Source organism: Leucobacter sp. cx-42 (assembly GCF_014529985.1).
Lineage (GTDB): Bacteria > Actinomycetota > Actinomycetes > Actinomycetales > Microbacteriaceae > Leucobacter.
Map to the genome: position 1 here is coordinate 1 of NZ_JACVMU010000014.1, position 22725 is coordinate 22725.

The 22725-nt window shown below is 61.8% G+C and carries 21 protein-coding genes; 2 read left to right on the plus strand and 19 right to left on the minus strand.

Going from position 1 to position 22725, the window contains the following annotated elements; all coding sequences use genetic code 11:
• Window positions 1-207: 207 nt before the first annotated feature.
• The 4 genes from trpB to rpoZ form a co-directional block, all read right to left on the minus strand.
• Window positions 208-1419 (minus strand): tryptophan synthase subunit beta, encoded by a 1212-nt coding sequence (trpB, locus tag ICM05_RS11895; RefSeq protein ID WP_188024849.1) that lies wholly within the window; start codon window positions 1417-1419, stop codon window positions 208-210.
• 190 nt (window positions 1420-1609) lie between these two features.
• Window positions 1610-3721, minus strand: a complete 2112-nt coding sequence (locus ICM05_RS11900) for a hypothetical protein (RefSeq protein ID WP_188024850.1) — start codon at window positions 3719-3721, stop codon at window positions 1610-1612.
• A gap of 5 nt (window positions 3722-3726) precedes the next feature.
• On the minus strand, window positions 3727-4911 hold the full coding sequence (gene metK, locus ICM05_RS11905; RefSeq protein ID WP_188024895.1) for a methionine adenosyltransferase: 1185 nt from the start codon (window positions 4909-4911) through the stop codon (window positions 3727-3729).
• A gap of 126 nt (window positions 4912-5037) precedes the next feature.
• Window positions 5038-5292, minus strand: coding sequence for a DNA-directed RNA polymerase subunit omega (gene rpoZ, locus ICM05_RS11910; RefSeq protein ID WP_188024851.1), 255 nt, complete (start codon window positions 5290-5292; stop codon window positions 5038-5040).
• A 176-nt stretch (window positions 5293-5468) separates the two neighbouring features.
• On the opposite strand from rpoZ, the gene ICM05_RS11915 reads away from it, so the two are divergent.
• Window positions 5469-6341, plus strand: coding sequence for an acyl-CoA thioesterase II (locus ICM05_RS11915; RefSeq protein WP_188024852.1), 873 nt, complete (start codon window positions 5469-5471; stop codon window positions 6339-6341).
• Between the two features lie 74 nt (window positions 6342-6415).
• Here the strand turns inward: ICM05_RS11915 and ICM05_RS11920 are convergent, their stop codons facing one another.
• The 3 genes from ICM05_RS11920 to ICM05_RS11930 are packed head-to-tail and all read right to left on the minus strand — an operon-like array spanning window position 6416 to window position 9089.
• The gene (locus tag ICM05_RS11920) at window positions 6416-6880 is read right to left on the minus strand and encodes a thioesterase family protein (RefSeq protein ID WP_188024853.1); all 465 of its coding nucleotides are present in this window, start codon (window positions 6878-6880) and stop codon (window positions 6416-6418) included.
• A gap of 26 nt (window positions 6881-6906) precedes the next feature.
• Window positions 6907-8586 carry an energy-dependent translational throttle protein EttA gene (gene ettA, locus ICM05_RS11925; RefSeq protein WP_188024854.1) on the minus strand — a complete coding sequence of 560 codons (1680 nt, stop codon included), beginning with the start codon at window positions 8584-8586 and terminating at the stop codon, window positions 6907-6909.
• Window positions 8587-8597: 11 nt separating this feature from the next.
• Window positions 8598-9089 carry a hypothetical protein gene (locus ICM05_RS11930; RefSeq protein ID WP_251364659.1) on the minus strand — a complete coding sequence of 164 codons (492 nt, stop codon included), beginning with the start codon at window positions 9087-9089 and terminating at the stop codon, window positions 8598-8600.
• A gap of 168 nt (window positions 9090-9257) precedes the next feature.
• On the opposite strand from ICM05_RS11930, the gene ICM05_RS11935 reads away from it, so the two are divergent.
• Complete coding sequence (locus tag ICM05_RS11935) at window positions 9258-9812, plus strand: single-stranded DNA-binding protein (RefSeq protein ID WP_188024856.1); 555 nt, start codon at window positions 9258-9260, stop codon at window positions 9810-9812.
• Window positions 9813-9899: 87 nt separating this feature from the next.
• Here ICM05_RS11935 and msrA read toward each other — a convergent pair whose 3' ends face one another.
• From msrA to murC, 12 genes are all read right to left on the minus strand, one after another.
• On the minus strand, window positions 9900-10433 hold the full coding sequence (msrA, locus tag ICM05_RS11940) for a peptide-methionine (S)-S-oxide reductase MsrA (protein ID WP_188024857.1): 534 nt from the start codon (window positions 10431-10433) through the stop codon (window positions 9900-9902).
• Window positions 10430-11263: an ammonia-dependent NAD(+) synthetase gene (nadE, locus tag ICM05_RS11945; RefSeq protein WP_188024858.1), complete on the minus strand. Its 834-nt coding sequence runs from the start codon at window positions 11261-11263 to the stop codon at window positions 10430-10432. The genes msrA and nadE overlap by 4 nt, the downstream gene beginning before the upstream one ends.
• Before the next feature lie 2 nt (window positions 11264-11265).
• Window positions 11266-14784: a DNA polymerase III subunit alpha gene (gene dnaE, locus ICM05_RS11950; RefSeq protein WP_223160482.1), complete on the minus strand. Its 3519-nt coding sequence runs from the start codon at window positions 14782-14784 to the stop codon at window positions 11266-11268.
• Window positions 14785-15017: 233 nt separating this feature from the next.
• A complete protein-coding gene (locus ICM05_RS11955) occupies window positions 15018-15935 on the minus strand; it encodes an RluA family pseudouridine synthase (protein ID WP_188024860.1) in 918 nt (305 codons plus the stop codon).
• The gene (gene lspA, locus ICM05_RS11960; protein ID WP_353055904.1) at window positions 15922-16623 is read right to left on the minus strand and encodes a signal peptidase II; all 702 of its coding nucleotides are present in this window, start codon (window positions 16621-16623) and stop codon (window positions 15922-15924) included. Before lspA ends, ICM05_RS11955 begins: the two co-directional genes overlap by 14 nt.
• A gap of 8 nt (window positions 16624-16631) precedes the next feature.
• Complete coding sequence (locus tag ICM05_RS11965) at window positions 16632-17288, minus strand: DivIVA domain-containing protein (protein WP_188024861.1); 657 nt, start codon at window positions 17286-17288, stop codon at window positions 16632-16634.
• 84 nt (window positions 17289-17372) lie between these two features.
• Window positions 17373-17642 (minus strand): YggT family protein, encoded by a 270-nt coding sequence (locus ICM05_RS11970; RefSeq protein ID WP_353055905.1) that lies wholly within the window; start codon window positions 17640-17642, stop codon window positions 17373-17375.
• 31 nt (window positions 17643-17673) lie between these two features.
• The gene (locus ICM05_RS11975; RefSeq protein WP_188024863.1) at window positions 17674-18156 is read right to left on the minus strand and encodes a cell division protein SepF; all 483 of its coding nucleotides are present in this window, start codon (window positions 18154-18156) and stop codon (window positions 17674-17676) included.
• Between the two features lie 30 nt (window positions 18157-18186).
• The gene (locus tag ICM05_RS11980; RefSeq protein ID WP_353055906.1) at window positions 18187-18876 is read right to left on the minus strand and encodes a YggS family pyridoxal phosphate-dependent enzyme; all 690 of its coding nucleotides are present in this window, start codon (window positions 18874-18876) and stop codon (window positions 18187-18189) included.
• 3 nt (window positions 18877-18879) lie between these two features.
• Window positions 18880-20112 (minus strand): cell division protein FtsZ, encoded by a 1233-nt coding sequence (gene ftsZ / locus ICM05_RS11985; RefSeq protein ID WP_188024864.1) that lies wholly within the window; start codon window positions 20110-20112, stop codon window positions 18880-18882.
• Between the two features lie 125 nt (window positions 20113-20237).
• Window positions 20238-21284 carry an FtsQ-type POTRA domain-containing protein gene (locus ICM05_RS13010; RefSeq protein ID WP_188024865.1) on the minus strand — a complete coding sequence of 349 codons (1047 nt, stop codon included), beginning with the start codon at window positions 21282-21284 and terminating at the stop codon, window positions 20238-20240.
• Window positions 21281-22702, minus strand: coding sequence for a UDP-N-acetylmuramate--L-alanine ligase (gene murC / locus ICM05_RS11995; RefSeq protein ID WP_188024866.1), 1422 nt, complete (start codon window positions 22700-22702; stop codon window positions 21281-21283). The genes ICM05_RS13010 and murC overlap by 4 nt, the downstream gene beginning before the upstream one ends.
• Window positions 22703-22725: the final 23 nt, after the last annotated feature.

Below are 22725 nucleotides of genomic sequence, written 5' to 3' on the forward strand. Positions count from 1 at the left end.
AGGCTGAGATTCTGTTTATGCAGAACCAGCTCAATCGTCGCCCTCGGCAGACTTTGGAGTTTGCAACACCTGCTGAGACACTGAGTGAGTATCTCGCAGGTGTTGCACTCACCGTCTGAGACCGCCGTGTTTCATACGCATGAAACGGCCCGTCTCGACAGAAAGCGGCTGTTTCGCCGGTCTCGCCAGGTTGACGGCGAGGCCAGGCTATGCCTGGCGCAGACGCTCCGCGACGAAGTCAACGTCCTTGTCGCCGCGACCCGAGAGGTTCGCGATGACGATCTGGTCTTTGCCGAGGGTCGGTGCAAGCTTGATCACCTGTGCGAGTGCGTGCGACGACTCAAGCGCGGGAATGATGCCCTCCGTGCGGGTGAGCTGCTGGAACGCGTCGAGCGCCTCAGCGTCGGTGACCGACACATACTCAACGCGGCCGAGCTCTGCGAGGTGCGCGTGCTGCGGGCCGACACCTGGGTAGTCGATGCCCGACGCGATCGAGTGCACTGCCGAGGGCTCACCATCAGCATCCTGGAGCACAACCGTGCGCATGCCGTGCAGCACGCCGGCAGTACCGAGCGTCATAGTTGCTGCGTGGCGATCCGACTCGAGGCCCTCACCTGCGGGCTCAACGCCCTGGATCTTGACCGACTCGTCATTCAGGAACGCGTCAAAGAGGCCCATGGCGTTCGATCCGCCACCGACTGCCGCAACGAGGTAGTCAGGAAGCTTGCCCTCCTCAGCGAGAATCTGCTCGCGTGCCTCACGGCCGACAACCGACTGGAAGTCGCGCACCATCGACGGGTACGGGTGGGGTCCAACGACCGAGCCGATTGCGAAGAAGTACTCCTCGGGGTTTGCAGCGAAGACACCAAAAGCGGAGTCGACGGCTTCCTTCAGGGTCTTGCCACCCTCTTCAACCGAGACAACCTTCGCGCCGAGCAGCTCCATGCGCACGACGTTCGGATGCTGCTTGGCGATATCAACCGCGCCCATGTGGATCTCACACTTCAGGCCAGTGAGCGCAGCCGCGGTTGCGAGCGCAACACCGTGCTGGCCCGCACCGGTCTCAGCGATAAGGGTCTTCTTGCCCATACGCTTCGCGAGGAGCGCTTCGCCGAGGCAGTGGTTGATCTTGTGCGCACCGGTGTGGTTCAGATCCTCACGCTTGAGGTACACCTTTGCGCCACCGAGCTTCTCGGTGAGGTTACCTGCAAAGTACAGCAGTGAGGGGCGGCCTACGTACTTTGAGAGCAGCGCCTGGTACTCCGCCATGAAGGTCGGGTCGTTCTTCGCTTCGTCGTATGCACGGGCAACCTCGGCGATGGGCTCGACGAGGAAGGGAGGCAACTCTGCCCCACCAAATTCGCCGAAGAAGCCGCTTGCGTCGGCGCGGTAGATGGAAGTTGATGTCGTATCGACCATGATCGATGACTCCTTGTTGTTGGGACCCGCCACCGGGTCGCGTAACAAAAAGAAAACACCGCCCCTGGCGAGGCGGTGTCGGTTTCGTTGTTTTTTAGCTCACGAACGGGCACGCCTTCAGGCGTGCCACCACTGACGGTTCATAAGCATGTGTGAAGACTATCACGCGATTTCTGAAAACGGGACGGATCTAGCCGTCGAATACTCCGCGGTCGTCGAACCGCAGGCGCAGTGCCTCGGGTCGGGCGCGACCGGGAGCGCTCTTGCCGCGAGCTTTCGAGGATCCGCCTGCCGCATCAGCGACCAAAGCACCGCGCAACCGCTTCGCGATCTCGCCACCGCGGTTGTAGTCGAAGCGCACGATGGCGCGGCTGAGCTGCGGCGAGCCAGGCTCAGGCGGTAGCGCAGTCGGGCCGAGCACGTCATAGCCGGTGACCGCGGGATTCTTCTCAAGTGTGTCGAGTGCGCGGTCAATTTCGGCCCGACCACCGGACACACTCACAACGCGCACCGCTGGCGGGTACCGCAGCTGCTGGCGATCGCGCAGCTCGTGCCGGAGCCACTCGTCCGTACGTCCAGACACGAACGCCTGCACAACGTCGCCACCACCGGAGGCCATAATGCACACGCCGTCGGGGTTCGCGAGGGCCGCAGCATTCTCCCACCAGCGCAGGCAGTCTTCGCCGGCACGCAGGTGCGGGAGACCGAGCAAGCGTTCAGCGTCGAGCAGCACCACCGCACGGTAGCCGCCAGCAGCGAGCGGTTCAGCTCCGCGGGTCGCGACGACAAGGGCTGGGCGCGCATCAACGCTCTCGCGCGGATGTTCACCGTCACTCAGCAGCACCCGGAAACCCTTGAACTGCTGCTCAAACTGCTCAACCGTGCGACCTGAACCCATGCCGCGTTCCTGCAGCTGGCGACCATCACAGGTCGGGCACTGCCACTTCACGGGCGGCTCACCGCACCAACGACACGCAGCACGACCAGCGGCACGGAACCCAATCGGCCCCGCACACGCGCCGCAGCGCGCGAGATCGTTGCAATCAGCACACACCGCAACGGGCGCGTAGCCCGCGGTCGCCACCTGCACGAGCACCGGGCCGGTGCGCAATGCCTTGCGAATCTCGCGCGCAACGAACTCTGGGACACGACCGGCGAATGCGTCAGGCGCGAGCGCAGAGTCTGCGTGCACCACACGCGTACGCCGCGGTGGATTCACTTGCGCGTCAACGTAGCCGATCTCAATCAGCCGCTGCACATCAGTGCTGCGGGCGTGCGAGGCGAAGAACAGGCCTGCGCCGCTCTGACCAGCACGCACGAGCGCGGCGTCGCGCGCGTGCACGTACGGGGCAAGCGGTTCAGAAAGCAGTGAGTCGCCGTCATCCCAGAAGATCACGGCGCCAAGATTGTGTGCCGGCGCATACACGGCGGATCGGTTTCCCGCGATAATTCGAGGGGTCTTGTCGAGCGCGCGCAAGAAGCTCGCGTACCGCTCACCGTTCGACTGGCGGGAATCAACGCGCACAGTCTCGTCGTGGCCGATCGCCGCGAGCGCATCGAGCAGCTGATCTTGATCACGGTAGTCAGGAGCGACCAGAATGACGCTCTTGTCCTGCGCATAGACCTCAACCGCGAGCTTGGCGAGCTGCAGCGCCCAGCCACCAACCCACTCGCCCGTTTCAAGACGTTCAGGGCCGTGCGAAACGGTCATCGCAAGCCGAGCACCGGAGCACAGTTGAGTCGCGATCCGCGCCTCTGTTGAACGCTCGCCTGCTGCCGGCGCAGCATCGCCGTCGAGCGGCAGTTCTGCCGGCGCCGTCGCTCCTGCTGCGATCTCCGCACCGCCATCGCCGAGAGCGCCGTCGCCACCGATAGCTGCGTGCACCTCGGTCGCAGCGATACCCGCAGCGATGTGCTTCTTCTCCACGCGCACCTGACGCCCGGGAATTGCGAGTCGCAGAATGTCGCCAGCGGATCCGCCCGCGCGATCCGCTACTGCACGTGCAAGATGCCACACCTCGGGCGTCAGCAGCGGGACATCACCGACGAGATCGGTGATGGGTGAGAGCTGGCCCTTGAACTCGCTTGCTGCAGCGAACCCAATGACCCACCCAAACGTATTGCGACTGCTTGACCTGAACGGCACCCGGATTCGCTGGCCGACCTTGATGGTGTCGACCAGTTCCTCCGGGATGCCGTAATCAAACAGATGGTCGAGTTGCGGCAGCGCTGAATCCAGCAGTACCTGCGCAACCCGTCTCGTGCCGGGCGCCTCTGCCAGCTGACATGAACACCCGGTCATGCTGGTTAGAGACCCGCAGCTGCTCGCAGCTCGTCAACGCGCGGGGTTGCTTCCCACGTGAAGTCAGGCAACTCGCGGCCGAAGTGGCCGTATGCGCTCGTCTGCGCAAAGATCGGACGAAGCAGGTCGAGGTCACGGATGATCGCGAGCGGACGCAGGTCGAAGACCTGGCGGACAGCCGCCTCGATGCGCTCGCGGGGCACGGTCTCGGTGCCGAAGGTCTCGACATAGAGACCCACGGGCTCAGCAACGCCGATTGCGTATGCAACCTGCAGCTCGGCACGCTTCGCGAGGCCAGCGCGCACAACGTGCTTTGCCACCCAGCGCATTGCATAGGCTGCCGAACGGTCAACCTTCGACGCGTCTTTACCGCTGAACGCGCCACCGCCGTGACGGCTCGCGCCACCGTAGGTGTCGATGATGATCTTGCGGCCGGTGAGGCCGGCATCACCCATGGGGCCGCCAACAACGAAGGGGCCAGCCGGGTTGATGAAGAGGGTGGCGTCTTCGCTCGGCAACTCCACGCGGCCAAGCACCGGGCGGATCACCTCGCGGATCACCGCATCGCGCAGTGCGGGCTGCGAGATATCTGCGCCGTGCTGGGTCGAGACAACGATGGCCTCAATCGACGCAGCGCGATCGCCATCGTAGCCAACGGTGACCTGAGTCTTACCGTCGGGACGCAGCTCGGGAATGATGCCTTCCTTGCGCACGAACGCAAGGCGCTCCGCAAGGCGGTGCGAGATCCAGCTCGGAAGGGGCTGCAGCTCAGGAGTCTCATCGGTCGCGTAACCGAACATGATGCCCTGGTCACCAGCGCCCTGGCGGCTCAGCTCGTCGACCTCTGCGCCCTCACGAGCTTCAAGCGAGGTATCAACACCATCAGCAATGTCTGGCGACTGCTGGCCGATCGAAACCGAGACGCCACACGACGAGCCGTCAAAGCCCATATCGGAGCTGGTGTAACCGATCTCACGCACAGCGTCGCGCACGAGCTGCGGAATCTCGACGTACCCGGTGGTGTTCACTTCACCCGCAACGTGCACGAGGCCGGTGGTCACGAGGGTCTCAACAGCGACGCGTGCGCCGGAGTCCTGCTCGAGCATGGCATCAAGGATCGTGTCAGAGATACGATCGCAGATCTTGTCGGGGTGTCCTTCGGTAACCGATTCCGAAGTGAACTGACGCAGCACGGTGCTCCTTAGATAGGTGGTGGGTGCGAGACGCCGCCCGCTGAAAAGCCGGTGGCGCCGGTACCTCAAGGGTATCCGGCGCCACTGACAGTGACGCTCAGAGCGCCACAAGACGAAGAAATGTTACGCCGAACGACGCTTCATCTCGAGCTTGTCCTCAACGATCTCGTGCAGCGCGATCGAGAGCGGCTTGTCGTCAACTGCCGACTCAACGAGCGGTCCGACGTTATCGAACAGATTGCCGTCGTGGAGATCGGAGTAGTAATCGTTGATCTGGCGCGCACGCTGTGCGGCGAAGATCACCAGTGCGTACTTCGAATCGACCTTCTCGAGAAGGTCGTCGATGGGTGGGTCGATAATGCCGTTCACATTGGCCATGGGGACACTCTCCTCTGGTAGACCTTGACATTCTAGCCGAGTCAAACCGAAAACGTCGACGCGCCACCCTCGGCTTCTGGGTTTCACCCACGCTTCTTTCCCGCACACCAGCCGATAAACTGGCCACATCTCGCGCTTCACGCACCAGCGACCGCGCGGCAACAAGGAGAAACGTCATGACGCAATTCGTTGTTCCAGATCTCGTCGAGATGCTCAGTGTCGTCGATGCGGGAGCCCGCACGAGTTCAGACATCCTCACCGGCCCGCCATTCCCCACGCCACACGGGCGCGCGTTCGGCGGTCAAGTCATGGGCCAGGCGATCGCGGCCGCAGGCACGACTACGAGCACGGATCATCGCGTGCATTCCATGCACGGCTACTTCCTGCGCCCGGGTGTTGCCGATGAACGCATGACCTTCGAGGTCACGCCTCTGCATGACGGCCGCTCGTTTGCTACCCGCCGCGTTCAGGCATATCAGGACGGTCGTGAGGTCATGGCGATGATCGCATCGTTCCAGATCGAATCCGAGGGCCTTGAGCACCAGACTCCCTACGACATGACCGGCATCACTCCCCCTGAGGCACTGCCATCGGTGTGGGAGAAGTATGGCCACCTCGCCGATAGCGGACGCGCGTCGTGGATCCTCGCACGTCCGTTCGACTTCCGATACGTCGAGAGCGACACCCTCCTGAAGGTCGAAGAGAAGACGGGCTACCAGCGCGTCTGGATGCGCGCACGCGACACGATGCCCGACGGAGACATGCTGCACGCCGCAGCGCTCACCTTTGCGAGCGATTACGTCCTCATCGAGCCAGTCCTGCGCCGCCACGGTATCCCCTGGGCGACGCCCGGCTTCAAAGCAGCAAGCCTCGACCACGCAGTGTGGTTCCACCGCCCGTTCCGCGTCGACGAGTGGCTGCTCTACGAGCTCGACACCCCCGTCGCGAACAGCGGCCGCGGCCTCACGCAGGGCCGCTTCTACGACACGGCCGGTGAACTCGTGGCTACGGTCGCACAGGAGTCAACGATCCGCCTCCCGCAGCGCTAGGCACTCGCGCGCGAAGTAGCACTCGCGCGCACGCAGCTCACTGCACGGAGAAACGGCAACGCCGCTCCGCTCGCCTATCGGCGCAGCGTGAGCGGCGTATCTGTCCACGGCTCCACCGACGCGCGTCCTTCAGCGGACAAGCGAGTGGGCCGCAGCGTGAGCCCGTCGACGATCACCACGGTGGTGATCGCGCGGGCTACAACGGTGCGTTCTGGCTGTGCACCATCAAGCACCTCATAGTGAACTTCGAGGCTTGATCCCCCGAGCTTGCCGATCCACATTTCAATGGTGACCGGGTGCTCCGAGTACTCAAGCACTCGCAGAAACTCGATTTGCTGGCCGGCAACAAGCATCTTGGGGCCGTCGGGGGTATCCCCGCGGAAATGCTTCTCCATGCCGGTCTGTTCGCGACCGGAGCCGAGCCAGAAGAGGCGCACGCGCGCTTCCTCAAGGTACCGAGCAAAGGTCACGTTATTCACGTGCCCGTAGGCATCTTGGTCTGCCCACCTCAGTTCAAGGTCGATATGCGCGCGCGCCATCTTCTGTGCTCAATCCGTGCGACTGATTAGTCGCGGGTCAGCTTGCGGTAGTGGCTGCGCGAAGGCTTAGCAGCGTCTGCGCCGAGGCGCTCTACCTTGTTTGCCTCGTACGCCTCGAAGTTACCCTCGAACCAGTACCAGTCAGACGGGTTCTCTTCGGTGCCTTCGTACGCAAGAATGTGCGTCGCGATGCGGTCGAGGAACCAGCGGTCGTGCGTAATGACCACTGCACAGCCAGGGAACTCGAGCAGTGCGTTCTCAAGCGACTGCAGGGTCTCAACGTCGAGGTCGTTCGTCGGCTCATCGAGGAGCAGGAGGTTGCCGCCCTGCTTCAGCGTGAGCGCGAGGTTCAGACGGTTGCGCTCACCACCGGAGAGCACGCCAGCCTTCTTCTGCTGGTCCGGTCCCTTGAAGCCGAACTTCGACACGTAGGCACGCGACGGAATCTCGGTCTTGCCAACGGTGATGATGTCGAGGCCGTCCGACACAACTTCCCAGAGGTTCTTCTCGGGGTCGATGTTTGCACGGTTCTGATCGACGTAGCTGATCTGAACGGTCTCGCCGATCTTCAGCTCGCCACCGTCGAGAGGCTCGAGGCCAACGATGGTCTTGAAGAGCGTGGTCTTACCCACACCGTTCGGGCCGATGACACCGACGATGCCGTTCGGCGGCAGGCTGAACGACAGGCCATCGATGAGCGTCCGGCCGTCGAAGCCCTTGACGAGATCCTTTGCCTCGATGACCACGTTGCCAAGGCGGGGGCCAGCGGGGATCTGGATCTCTTCGAAGTCGAGCTTCCTGGTGCGCTCAGCCTCAGCAGCCATCTCCTCGTAGCGAGCAAGACGTGCCTTCGACTTGGTCTGGCGACCCTTTGCGCTCGAGCGAACCCACTCAAGCTCTTCCTTCAGGCGCTTCGCAAGCTTCGCGTCCTTCTTGCCCTGGATGTCGAGACGCTCGGCCTTCTTCTCCAGGTAGGTCGAGTAGTTGCCCTCGTAGGGGTAGAGACGACCGCGGTCGACCTCCGCGATCCACTCGGCAACGTTGTCGAGGAAGTAACGGTCGTGCGTAATCGCGATGACTGCGCCGGGGTACTTCTGGAGGTGCTGCTCGAGCCAGAGCACACTCTCAGCGTCAAGGTGGTTGGTGGGCTCATCGAGGAGGAGCAGGTCAGGCTTCTGGAGGAGAAGCTTCGTCAGTGCGACGCGACGCTTCTCACCACCTGAAAGGTTCGACACCGATGCTTCAGCAGGCGGAGTACGCAGAGCGTCCATTGCCTGTGCGAGCTGGTTGTCGAGATCCCAGCCGTCAGCAGCGTCGATCTCTTCCTGCAGCGTGCCCATCTCAGCGAGGAGCGCGTCGAAGTCAGCGTCAGGCTCAGCCATGAGCGCCGAGATCTCGTTGAAACGGTCGACCTTCGCCTTGATCGCGATGCCGTCCTGGATGTTCTCCAGCACAGTCTTCGTCTCATCAAGCTCGGGCTCCTGCATGAGGATGCCGACCGTGTACCCCGGGGTGAGCATTGCTTCACCATTCGAGGGAGTGTCAAGCCCGGCCATGATCTTCAAAATCGTCGACTTACCGGCACCGTTCGGGCCGACCATACCGATTTTCGCGCCGGGCAGGAACGACATCGTCACGTCATCGAGAATGAGCTTTTCGCCGACCGCCTTGCGCGCGCGAACCATCTGGTAAATGTACTCAGCCATGGTTCACAAGCCTACCAATCGATTACGCGAGTCTGGCCAATTAGACAGATGTCGTTATTGGGTCCGACTGCCGGGTCAACACGCGCGACGAACGAACGGTCCTCCGTCATGACCTGACCGAGGAGGCACGAGTCATCAATCTTCACCGACACGTAGATAGCGTCAGCAACGAGATCGGTCTTCGTCTTGTCGAACGAGACCTGCATGTTTTCGCGCGGGAATCCGGCTTCAATCACCGCAGTGGAGACCTGCTGGCCACGAACTTCCTCGGCGCCTTCGGAGAAGCCACGGAGCACCTCGGTGAAGTAGGGCAGATTCTCTTCCGCCGACCCGTCTGGCACCAGTTCAGGGGCAACCTCGGGAACTGGCGCAGTTTCACGCTCAGGCGTGTTGGGCACCGGCCCTGCAAGCAACGCACATGAGCTGAGCGTGACTGCGGCGAGCGCGGCAATGATTCCCGCTCCGGTGCGGCGGATCGTCTTCGCACGGTTTGAAGTCTTCACGCGACCCATCTTATGAGGTGCTTCCCTGCGAATGCAGTGTTGTTCACAGAAGTCATTTCTGCCTCGGGGCGCGGATCTCTCCACAATCACGAATTTCGGCTGCAGGCGGTAGGGCACTGGGCCGAAGCTGGCCTTCCCACACATTTGTACAGCGAAACGAGGAACCCCATGTCACAAGTACTCACCGTCGTCGGCCAGATCGCAACGGTACCGCGCTTTCACCGCTCCGCTAACGGAATTGAGTTTTGTTCATTCCGGTTGGCGAGTACCGATCGCAGGTTTGACCGCGAGGGAAACAAGTGGGTTGATGCCGACACGAACTGGTACACGGTGCATCTGTTCCGCCGACTTGCGAGGCATGCAAGAGAGTCGTTTGCCAAGGGTGAGCGCGTCCTGGTGAAGGGTCGGCTGCGTATCCGGCAGTGGGAGAACGATGAGAAGTCTGGCACGTCGGTAGAGATTGACGCTGATTCTGCGGGGCACGACCTCTTATGGGGTACTTCCACGTTCAGTCGGCGGCCAGTCGAAGGTGCTTCAGTGGAGCAGCAGGAGGGCGATGGCGATGCCCCAGGTGGGGCGTCAATTGGTGAGCCGATTGTTCACCAAGAGGGCCCGGTGGCAGACGCTTCCGATCTCCCAGCTCCCACCGCTGCGACTGAGCGATCTTCCGTGGCTGAGCTTTCTCCAGCAGTTGACCGCGAGCTTGCAGCTGCCCCGTTCTGAGCGCGCTCCCCCTGTGGTAGACACAGCTGCGCCCCGTGTGTTCGAGAACAACACGGGGCACAGCTGAACGTTCAGGGCAGCGAGTGGTTAGTCCCGCAGGTACTTCGTGAAGCGTGCGCGCACCTTGTTCACCTTGGGTACGGCGACTGCCATGCAGTAGCCCTGTGTGGGGTTCTTTGCGAAGAAGTCCTGGTGCTCCTCTTCTGCGCGGTACCACTCCCCGAGGTCATCGAGCTGCGTGACGACATCGCCCGGCCAGATCTCGTCAGCGCGGCTCATTGCGGCGAGCGCCGCCTCGCGCTGGCGCTCATCTGCGACGAAAATTGCCGAGCGGTACTGCGTGCCGACGTCAGCGCCCTGTCGGTTGAGCTGAGTGGGGTCGTGCATCGTGAAGAACGCGTCAAGAATGACGTCCTCAGGGATGACGTCTGCGTCGAACGTCACACGCACAGCCTCAGCGTGACCGGTCTGGCCGGTGCACACCTCACGGTACGTGGGGTTCGCAGTCACCCCGCCGGTGAAGCCTGACTCCACCTCGAGCACACCGCGTAGCGCACGGTATGCGGCGTCGAGGCACCAGTAGCAGCCGCCTGCGACGACCCAGGTCTGTACGTTACTCATCGTGCGTTCCTCCAGAAGGTATCGGTGGGTGCCACTGGCATCCGACGCTTATGTTCGCTCACGCGATACAGGTGTTCGATGCGTTCGGCTGCAGCATCAGGGACCTCACGTCCCTCAAGGTAGTCATCGATGTGCGCATACGAGACGCCCAGGTTGTCTTCGTCAGTCTGCCCGGGGTTGTCATCGAGCAGGTCTGCGGTCGGAATCTTCTCCCAGAGGCGACGCGGCGCATCCAGCGCTTCGAGCATGGCAGCACCCTGACGCTTATTCAGCCCTGCAAGCGGCGTCACGTCGGCAGCACCGTCGCCGAACTTCGTGTAGAAGCCGGTTACGGCCTCTGCGGCGTGATCGGTACCGACGACGAGCATGCGCCGGTCACCGGCGATACCGTACTGTGCGACCATGCGGGCGCGCGCCTTGATGTTGCCCTTGTTGAAGTCGGTCACGGGCTCCCCCGTCGCTGCAACGAGTTCATCCACCATCGCGTCGACAGCGGGCGCGACGTTCACCGTCACCACGCGGTCTGCACCGATGAATTCAAGTGCAAGCTGCGCATCGTCTTCGTCGTGCTGCACGCCGTAGGGCAGGCGCACGGCGAGGAACTGCACGTCCTGGCCTGCTGCGCGCACGCGTTCAACCGCGAGCTGCACAAGCCGGCCTGCGAGGGAGGAATCCTGTCCACCGGAAATTCCCAGGACGTAGCCCCCGATACCGGGCGCTGCACCGAGGTAGTCAGCGAGGAACGCGATCCGCGCTTCGACCTCAGCCGCAGCGTCGATCGTGGGTTGCACGCCGAGGGCAGTGATGATGGGTTCTTGCATCGCACGCATGGTTACAGGCTACTCCGCTCGCCGCCGCCCACAAGCTCTTCAACAGGAGACAAGCAGCGCGGTCCCAGAATGCCCTTAAGCTCACCAAACAGCTCGGTACTCACACGCACCTTCAACGGCAACTCAAAGACACGAATCGCGTGCGAGGTTGCGAGGTGCAGCCGCACTTCGCTGTCTCCAGAGTGCCGCTTCAACGTGTTGAGGAGCTCGTCCATGACGCGCTCGGTTGCGCGGGTATCGAGCAACGAAATCGTGAGCATCTGCGAATCGTCCTGCACGACAGCATCAACCGGGCGCACGCCGTACGCGTGCATGGACATGCCATCATCGCGAGAGTTGAGCTTGCCACGCAACGCAACGATCGAGTCAGGCACGAGCATGTGTCCGAATTCCTGATACGACTTGCCCATGAAGAGCGCCTGGATCTCACCGGTGAAGTCTTCGAGGGTCACCATGCCGTAGAGATTGCCCGACTTTGCGGTGCGGTGCTGCACGCTCGTCAGCAAGCCCGCGAGCACGACGGTCTCGCCGTCCATATTGGCGTCAGGGTTCGTCGCGTGTTCTACGTTGGTCGAGGACTCTTTCGCGAGCGCAGTCTCGAGCCCACGCAGCGGGTGATCGGAGACATACAGGCCGAGCATCTCGCGTTCGAACGCGAGCTTGTCCTTCTTCGTCCACTCTGGGCGATCTGGAATCGTGGAGACTGGCGCAGCACCCGTGTCTTCAGCTACCTCAGCGAACAGGCTGTCAAAGTCGAAGCCGACGTTGCCCATCTCGGCATCGCGCTTGTCCTTCACCGCGCTTTCGACCGCGGTCTCGTGAATCTCGAGCAGTGCGCGACGCGTGCCACCCATGTTGTCGAGCGCGCCAGCCTTGATAAGCGATTCCACCGTGCGCTTATTCAACGCGGCAACCGCAACCTTCTTCAAGAAATCATGGAACGACTCAAAACGGCCGTTCTGTTCGCGCCCCTCACGGATCGCCTCCACAACGTTCGTACCCACGTTACGAATTGCGCCTAGGCCGAAGCGAATGTCATCGCCAACTGCCGAGAAGTTCGAGAACGACTCGTTGACCGCTGGCGGCAGCACGTTGATACCCATACGGCGGCACTCATTGAGGTACAGCGCGAGCTTGTCCTTTGAATCGCCAACGCTCGTGAGTAGTGCTGCCATGTACTCAGCCGGGTAGTGCGCTTTCAGATACGCGGTCCAGTAGCTCACTACTCCATACGCGGCGGAGTGCGCCTTGTTGAACGCGTAGTCCGAGAACGGAAGCAGAATGTCCCACAGCGACTTGATGGCAGCTTCAGAGAAGCCGCGCTCCTTCATACCGCCGGCAAAACCCGCGTACTGCTTGTCCAGCTCAGATTTCTTCTTCTTACCCATCGCACGACGCAAGATATCTGCTTGGCCGAGGGAGAACCCAGCCACGCGCTGCGCGATCGACATCACCTGCTCCTGATAAATGATCAGGCCGAAGGTGGTCGAGAGGATATCTTTCAGCGGTTCTTCAAGCTCCGGGTGAATCGGAGTGATCGGCTGCAGACCGTTCTTACGCAGGGCGTAGTTGGTGTGCGAGTCGGCGCCCATTGGACCCGGTCGATACAGTGCGAGGACTGCCGAAATGTCTTCAAAGTTATCCGGCTTCATGAGGCGAAGCAGACCTCGCATCGGACCACCATCGAGCTGGAAGACACCGAGCGTATCGCCACGGGCGAGCAACTCATACGATGCATGATCGTCGAGTGCGAGGTGCTCCAGGTCGAGTTCCTCCCCACGGTTCAGCCGAATGTTTTCGAGCGCGTCTGAGATGATCGTCAGGTTTCGCAGACCCAAGAAGTCCATCTTGATGAGGCCGAGGCCCTCACAGGTCGGGTAGTCGAACTGCGTGACGATCTGGCCGTCCTGCTCACGCTTCTGCAGTGGGATGATGTCAATGAGCGGATCGCTCGACATGATCACGCCTGCCGCGTGCACGCCCCACTGACGCTTCAGACCTTCGAGTCCGAGCGCGGTCTCGTAGACCTGCTTTGCCTCGGGATCCACATCAATCACCGCACGGAACTCTGACGCTTCCTTGTATCGCGGATGCTTCGGGTCAGTGATACCTGAGAGCGGGATGTCTTTCGCCATAACGGCTGGCGGCATTGCCTTGGTGAGCTTCTCGCCCATGCCAAACGGGAAGCCGAGTACACGCGACGCATCCTTCAGTGCCTGCTTCGACTTAATGGTGCCGTAGGTCACAATCTGTGCCACGCGCTCGTCGCCGTACTTCTCGGTCACATACTTAATGACCTCGCCACGGCGGCGATCATCGAAGTCGACATCGAAGTCAGGCATCGACACACGATCGGGGTTGAGGAAGCGCTCGAAGATGAGGCCGTGCTGCAGCGGATCAAGGTCGGTAATACGCATCGCGTACGCCACCATCGAACCCGCACCCGAACCACGACCCGGACCCACGCGGATACCGTTCTTCTTCGACCAGTTGATGAAGTCGGCAACGACGAGGAAGTAGCCGGGGAAGCCCATCTGCGTAATGACGCCGATCTCGTATTCCGCCTGCTTACGCACCTCATCGGGGATGCCGTTCGGATAGCGGTAGTGGAGGCCATCCTCCACTTCCTTCACGAACCAGCTGTCCTCGCTCTCCCCCTCAGGAACGGGGTAGACCGGCATGTAGTTCGCCTTGGTGTTGAACTCGACGTTGCAGCGCTCAGCGATGAGCAGCGTGTTGTCGCACGCCTCGGGGTAGTCGCGGAAGATGTGGCGCATCTCAGCAGCACTCTTCAGGTAGTAGCCAGAGCCGTCGAACTTGAATCGGTTCGGATCGTCCAGGCGCGAGCCCGACTGCACACAAAGCAGTGCAGAGTGCGCCTCAGCGTCGGCCTCGTGCACGTAGTGCAAATCGTTCGTCGCGACGAGCGGAATCGCGAGTTCCTTCGAAAGACGCATAAGATCGTTCTGCACGCGACGTTCGATGTCGAGACCGTGATCCATGATCTCGCAGAAGAAGTTCTCTTTGCCGAAGATGTCCTGGAACTCGCCAGCAGCCTTGCGCGCCTCCTCGTACTGCCCAAGGCGCAGGCGTGTCTGCACCTCACCCGAGGGACAGCCTGTGGTCGTAATGAGCCCCTTGCCGTAAGTCTCGAGGAGCTCACGGTCCATGCGCGGCTTGAAGTAATATCCTTCCATCGACGCGCGCGACGACAGCCGGAAGAGATTGTGCATGCCCTGCGTCGTCTCCGAGAGCATCGTCATGTGCGTGTAGGCACCGGCGCCAGAGACATCGTCACCGCCACCGCTTCCCCAGCGCACACGTGTGCGATCAGTGCGGTGGGTACCCGGTGTGAGATAGGCCTCGATGCCGATGATCGGGTTCAGGCCATGGTCCTTCGCCTGCCGCCAGAAATCGAACGCACCAAACATGTTGCCGTGGTCAGTGACCGCGACGGCTGGCATGCCCTGTGCCTCGACCGCGTCCATGAGTTGTCCGACTCGCGCCGCACCATCGAGCATCGAATACTCGCTATGCACGTGAAGATGAACGAACCCGTCTTTATCTGACACCGGTCAGGCCCCTTTCGACGTTCTCCAGGGTACCCTGCCGTGCCCCGGAGTTCTCCCCACGCGCTGAATCCTGCGCGGGTCTTGTGCGGTGAAATGCGTGATCCGCCCACCGAGAAAGGATTCCGTTCGGGAACCCACATACTCAGTGAGCGGATCAGTGCAATGTGCGAGGATCGCGCGAGCTACACGTCCAACACGTTGAGGGCGTGTGCGAGGTCTGCCGGGTACTCAGACTCGAACTCGACGGGAAGTCCCGTGCCGGGATGGCGGAAGCCGAGGCGCTTTGCATGGAGCCACTGGCGATCAAGCCCGAGGCGTTCCGAGAGTGAGGGGTCGGCGCCGTACATCGCATCGCCAACGCACGGATGGCGCTGTGCAGACATGTGCACGCGGATCTGGTGCGTACGACCAGTTTCCAGCTCAATCTCGAGCAGGGTCGCGTACGGATACGCCTCCACAGTCTCGTAGTGCGTGATCGACGGCTTCCCGTCGCTCGTTACTGCGAACTTCCACTCGTTGCCCGGTGCGCGACCGATCGCGCCCTCGACGGTGCCAGCCGAGGGGTCAGGATGCCCCTGCACAACCGCATGGTAGATCTTATGCACTTCGCGGTCTTTGAATGCACGCTTCAGCAGGCTGTACGCACGCTCGCTCTTCGCGACGACCATGAGGCCACTCGTGCCAGCATCGAGACGGTGCACGATGCCCTGGCGCTCAGGCGGGCCGGACGTCGCAATGCGGTAGCCGGCGCCGGCGAGTGCACCAAGCACCGTTGGGCCGGTCCAGCCGATGGAGGGGTGCGCAGCAACGCCCGCGGGCTTATCAACGACGACGAGGTCTTCATCATCGTAGATAATTCCGAGTTCGGGAACATCAACGGGGACAACCTCGGGGCCCTTTGGCTCCGTCCACTCGATCGAGAGCCAGCCACCCTCAGCCAGGCGATCAGATTTCCCGAGCGCAACGCCGTCAAGCTCTACACCGCCGTCAGCAAGCACTGACTGTGCAAAGGTCCGCGAGAACCCCAGCAGTTTAGCGAGCGCTGCATCAGCGCGCTCCCCCGCGAGTCCCGGCGGAACCGGAAGACTACGCTGTTCCATTTCGGACCTCGTTCTCTTCTCCGGGAGCCGTCGGCTGCGCATCTGCAGCAGGTTCGTGTGCTCCGACTACGTCGCTCGCCGACTCGGAAGCGGCTGCTTCAGCTTCGGCTGCTTCGGCCGCAGCAAGTTCCTTGCGCGTACGCTCGCGAGGCCCACCCGTAATGGGGAGACCGAGCAGCGTCACCAGCACAAAGATGCACATCGCGGAAACGATTGCGACGTCGGCAAGGTTATAGATCGCGGGCATCATCCACGGGGTGTAAATGAAGTCGATCACGTGCCCCTCGGGGAACCCGGGCGCACGCGTCAGGCGGTCCGTGAGATTGCCAAGCACGCCGCCGAGCAACAGGCCGAGGAAGAGTGCCCAGGGCACAGAGCGAAGTCGCCGAATCTGCCACACAATCACGCCAGCGACAACCGCCGCGAGAATTGTGAAGACCCAGGTTGCACCGCTCGCCATGGAGAACGCTGCACCGGGGTTACGTACAAACAACCACTGCAACGCCTCGCCAAGTACCGGAACAGGTTCGCCTGGAGGCAGGTGTGCAACTACCCAGTTCTTCGAGATCTGGTCAATTGTGGCCACAACCAACGCGACCGCGATGAGCAGCACAGGGACCCAAATGGATTGCCGTGATGCCCCCGCGGTCTGCGAAGGTTCGGTGGCGGGAGTAATGTCTTCAGCCACCGTAAGTATTACTCGACGCCCTCGGGAATGCCCTCAGGCTCGTTCGTGGTGTCGAGGCCACGAAGCTGCGACTGGATGTACGAGCGGAGCGTCGTACGGTACTCAGCCTCGAACTGACGCAGGTCAACAATGCGACCCTTGATGTCCTTGACTTCGTCGGTGTGTACGCGCATCTCTGCTTCACGCTTGGTCTGTGCGTCCTGCGTGAGCTTCTTAGCGGTGCGCTCAGCATCGCTAACGAGCTGAGTACTCTTCTTCTCTGCGTCGCCTACGAGCTGATCGCGGGTCTCTTCACCCTCACGAACGTACTTGTCGTGGAGCTCGAGAGCCATCTGCAGCATCGCGCTCGACTTGACCGCGTCAGCCTCGAGCGACGTCGAGGACTCAGCTGCTGCGGGTGCAGCCGCGGGAGCCGGTGCTGCAGCAACGGGCTGCGCTGCAGCTACGGGTGCCGCAGCTGCCTGGCCAGCGTTCGCGCGAGCCTCTTCGAGCTGCGCGGTGAGTTCGTCAATCTTGGCCTGCAGTTCAGCCTTCTCAGCTTCGTGCTGGCGGAACTCTTCGACAATCGTGTCGAGGAAATCATCGACCTGATCAAGGTCGTAGCCATCACGGAACTTGGTGATCGTGAACTTCTGATTCACCACGTCTTCAGGTGTCAAAGCCATCGTTACCGTCTCTTTCGATTGGGGACCATTCGCATGATCGTCACACTTACGCTAGCAAACAAAGTGGCAATACCGCTCAGTTGTTTAGAAGTAACCCGGAATTAGTCCGAGTGCAATCCAACAAACAAACATTGCGATCATCCAGCCCATATCGATTGACACCTGGCCAAGTCGGATCGGCGGGAGGACCTTGCGAATCGCCTTCAGAGGAGGATCAGTCACACTAAACACGAGTTCGACCAGCACAGCGACGAAGCCGCGCGGCCGGAATCGTGGGTTGAGTACGACGACCCAGTCAATAATGAGTCGAGCCCAGAGGAACAGCACGTAGATTCGGATGAATACCCGAACCACAGTGGTGAGAATGTAAAAAAGCTCCACTTGGTTAAGCGCTGGGGCTCACGAAGAACGAACCAGTCTCTTCACGGACGGGCTCGTCGCTACCGACCTCGATATGCTCGGGAGTCAGCAGGAATACCTTGCTCGTCACACGCTCGATACGGCCGTGCAGGCCGAGCGTGAGTCCGCTTGCGAAGTCGATGAGACGCTTCGCCTCCGACTCCCCCATGCGGGAAAGATTGAGAATAACTGGGACGCCCTCGCGGAAGCTCTCTGCAATGGCGCGCGCATCCTTGTACTCGGTGGGGTGCACCGTAAGAATCTCACTCATTGGCTGAGCTGGCTGGTGACGCACCGGAGTCACACGACGCAACGGCGCGACGGTTGGGCGCGGTGCAGCCTTCGCCGGCACGGTCTCTGCAGCAGCGGTGGGTCGCTGGACAGGCGCAGCCTGCTCAGCTGCCTCTGCAGCAAGGTCCTCTTCTGCGAGGCCCAGGAATACCATCGTCTTCTTCAGCGGGTTACCCATTTGTTACTCCCTACAATGCTTGCTCCGAGGTTACCGCTGGGGCGGCCTATTCCCGGTAATTGCGCTTCCAATTCTCAGGTGTGTCGCCCCTGCGGCGATCGCTTCTGCGAAATCGTGGGTCATGCCCGCAGAAATCGCAGTGGCGCCGGCGTCGAGCGAACGCACTCGCTCGGAATAGCCGGCGAGACGCTCAAAAGCACGAGCGGGTTCTTCCTCAAGTGGAGCAACAGCCATCACACCGCGCAGATGCAACGAGGGGGTCTCGAGGATCCGCTCAGCGAGTGCCTCAATGCCCTCAGGCGCAACGCCACCGCGACCAGGATCGTCGGTGAGATTGATCTGCACGAACGCATCAATCTTTCGTTCGATTGGCGCGAGGGCATCAACCAGACGTTCACTGTCGATCGAGTGGATTGCACTTGCGTACTGCGCAGCCTGTCGAGCCTTCTTCGTCTGCAGCTGACCAATAAAGTGCCAGTTCAGCTCTAGGTCCGCAAGCTCTGCAGCTTTGTCGCGCGCTTCCTGGTGACGGTTCTCGCCAACATCGCGCACCCCAAGATCAGCAAGCGCGGCGACGAGCGCAGCCGGATGGAACTTCGTCACGACGATCAGCGTAACGTCCTCTGCCGCGCGGCCAGCAGCCGCGCAGGCAGAGGCAACATCAGACTGAACGCCCGACAGGCGCTCTGCGAGGGCCACGGTATCGATCTGCTGATCCACTATTTACCTCAGGAACTCCGGGATGTCGAGATCATCGTCATCATCACCATCGAACGCGGGATCATTGAGCTGAGCTTCAACGGGCGGGCTCGAGAGCACCTCACCGAACTGCGATGACAGCGTGGGCTCCGCCGCAACGGCGGGCTCGCGCGCTGCGGAGAAACCGGGGAACCCCAGTCCCGTCGCTTCACCGCCAGTATCGAGTGCGCGGCCGTTGCTCTTCGCCTCGTCAAGCGTTTCGTGGTGGCTACCGCGGCGACCGCGGTCGTTTGCCTGCTTCGAGACACCGTTATCGGCGTCGAATCCTGCGGCGATAACCGTCACGCGAACCTCGTCACCAAGGGTGTCGTCGATGACCGTGCCGAAGATAATGTTCGCCTCGGGGTGCACGACGTCCTGCACGAGCGTCGATGCCTCGTAAATCTCGCTCAGTGCAAGGTTCGAGGAACCCTGGATCGAGAGCAGCACGCCGTGCGCACCCTCGACCGATGCCTCAAGCAACGGCGACGCAACGGCGAGCTCTGCCGCCTTGATTGCGCGATCCGCACCCCGCGCCGAGCCGATGCCCATGAGCGCTGCGCCTGCACCCTGCATGACGGACTTGACGTCCGCGAAGTCAAGGTTGATAAGACCGGGAGTCGTAATGAGGTCGGTGATGCCCGAAACCCCGGCAAGGAGCACTTGGTCTGCCGCGGCGAATGCCTCGATCATGCTGATGCCAGGATCGCTGATCTCAAGCAGACGGTCGTTTGGCACGACGATGAGCGTGTCGACTGCCTCACGAAGCGTGTTGACGCCGTTGTCTGCCTGCGCAGCACGGCGCTTACCTTCGAAGCTGAAGGGGCGGGTAACGACACCAATGGTCAGCGCGCCAATCGACTTTGCGATGCGCGCCACGACGGGAGCAGCACCGGTACCGGTACCACCACCCTCACCTGCGGTCACGAAGACCATGTCTGCGCCTGCGAGAGCCTCTTCGATCTCTTCAGCGTGATCTTCTGCTGCGCGACGGCCAACCTCGGGGTCGGCGCCTGCGCCGAGACCACGGGTCAGCTCGCGACCTACGTCGAGCTTCACATCAGCGTCGCTGAGCAGAAGCGCCTGCGCGTCGGTGTTCACGGCGATGAACTCAACACCGCGAAGACCCAGCTCAATCATGCGGTTTACGGCATTCACGCCACCGCCGCCGACACCTACGACCTTGATGACCGCAAGGTAGTTCTGGTTGGTTGCCACCTGAGTTCCTCCGCTCAAACCTTAAAGTTCAACCTGAACCTTAAAGTTAGTATTGACGTATACGCTTCTCACCAAAGTTATGCGGGTACCGCGTTCTGCTTCTATCGACACGCCGATTTATCGGATCAACGGAATACCGGAGCCTCTGAAGATGAGACATCGATGTAAGACACGCCGCGATCCTGGAGTGAAGCAAGCATTTTCACCAGGACAGCAGATTTCGCCTGCGTGCGTTCACGGTTGCCCCAAAAGACCTCAACACCGTTATCCAGCGTAAATCTGACGTCCTGCGCACCCTTCGCCGCGACCGTCACAATTCGATTGCGCGGATCATCTGGCAGGTCACGAACAATTCGTGCAGCCTCAGCGAACGCGGGCGTCGACACATCGCTCACCTGCTCGCTGCCGAGCGGCACACCCGTTGGGCGTTCTGCAGCCGTGCCCACCTCGACGCCAGCGGCGTCGTAGAGCATGTAGCCCCCGTCACCCTTGAGTGATACGACGGGGGTTCGCTCCTTGACTCGCACAATCAGTGTGCTCGGCGGAACCAGCTCGATGCCAAAACGTTCAATGAGCGGAAACTCCTCGAGCGCAGTGAACACATCACCCTTTGAGACGAGCGCGAGCGGCTCCCCCTGCAGCGAGGACAGCTGATCAGCCACCACGACCGGATCAAGCGTGGTCGTGCCGGTCACCTCAATATTGCGCACCGACATGATGGGCGTGAAGACACCGATCAACACGAAGAGCGCAAGCGCGAGCACCGAGCCACCAACGACCATGAGTCGAAGCCGCTTGCGCCGACCGGCCGCTGAGAACCGCTTCCGTTCACGGCGCTCCCGTCGCTTCACGCTGCGTTCGGCGTCACGCACGCGTCGCTTGGCATCGCGCAGCGGATCCGCTGAACGCGCCTCGAGCGCCTGCGTACCCCGCTGCACCACATCGCCCAGCCACGCCTTTGCGATCGCAGTGGGTGCGGTAGCGGGCGCGGGTGATTCAGCGTCCCAGCCAGGAGTCGAGTCGCCGTCGTATGCACCGGATGCCGAGTCAGCCGATCGCTGGGGTTCACGGGGCGCTTCGGGCACGGCTTCGCCGACCGGCGGCGCTACGGGCGTCCGCTGATCTCCAGATTCCGGTTGGAATCCCGCGTCGAAGCCGTCAGGACGCTTCACGCGCTTTCGGCCTCGAATCGACGATTCAGCGCCTCAACCACCTGCGGGATGATCTGGTAGACCGTGCCGCAGCTCATCGTGACCATGAGGTCACCAGGCTGCGCGATTTCCGCGAGGTAGTCAGCCGCGTCCTGCCACTCAGGACGGTACGCGACGTTCGCGGGATCGACGAAGTCGTTCGCAACGAGTGCGCCGGTTACGCCCGCAACGGGATCTTCGCGCGCGCCATCGACCGCGAGCACGACCGTGTGGTCAGCGCCAGCTTCGAGCACCTGCGCGAATTCCTTATGGAAGAGCGACGTGCGGCTGTACAGGTGTGGCTGGTGGATCGCGATCACGCGCCCCTCACCGGCTGCGGCGCGCGCCGCCTCGAGCAGCGCCTGTACTTCGGTGTGATGGTGTGCGTAATCGTCGTAGACGCGCACGCCAGCAACCTCGGCGTGGAATTCAAAGCGACGCTTGGTGCCACCGAACGTCGCGATCGCCTCGAGTGCGGGGCCAGGCTCTACGCCCAGACCGACGAGCACGGCGAGCGCGCCTGCCGCGTTAATCGCGTTGTACTTGCCGAAGACCGAAAGCTGAGCGTCGTAGCGCTCCCCTGCGACCTCAACGGTGAACTTCACGGGCCCGGAGTCATCAACGGCCACGATCCGGACATCTGCGTCTGCTGCCTCGCCAAAGGTGCGGATCGGCACCTCGACACCGTTCGCGCGCAGGGTGGCCAGCACCTCAAGCGCACCGGGGTCGTCCGACGAGATCACGACGAGCTCACGAGCTGCGCTCGCGAAATCGACAAACGCCTGCATGAAGGCCTCACGCGACCCGTAGAAGTCAAGATGCTCGGGGTCGACATTGGTAATGAGTGCGACCAAGGTGTCATAGAGCAGGAATGACTTGTCAGATTCGTCGGCCTCGATGACGAACAGGTCGTCTTTGCCAGCGCTAGAGCTGACACCGAGGGACTCAATGATGCCACCGTTGACGAAGTTGGGGTCAGCGCCCGTTCCGAGCAAGCCGGTCACGACCATACCGGTCGACGTCGTCTTGCCGTGCGCACCAGCCACCGACACCACGCGACGGCCACGAGCGAGCCATGCGAGCGCCTGTGAACGGTGGAGCACCGGCTTGCCTTCCGCGAGTGCGCGCTGGTACTCAGGGTTGTCCTGCCACAGCGCGCCAGTCACGACGAGCGTATCCGCGTCGCCGACGTGTGCGGCGTCGTGACCGATCTTCACGGGGATACCAATCGCTTCGAGCGCAGCGGTCGAGTAGGTCGAGCTGCGGTCAGAGCCCGTCACCTGGACGCCAGCTTCGTGCATCATGCGCGCGATGCCGCTCATTCCTGAGCCGCCAATGCCGACGAAGTGTACGCGGCCGAGGTCTTCAGGAATTTCCAGGTCGAGATCGGGATAGATCATCTGCGCTCCTTAGCGGTGGGTGT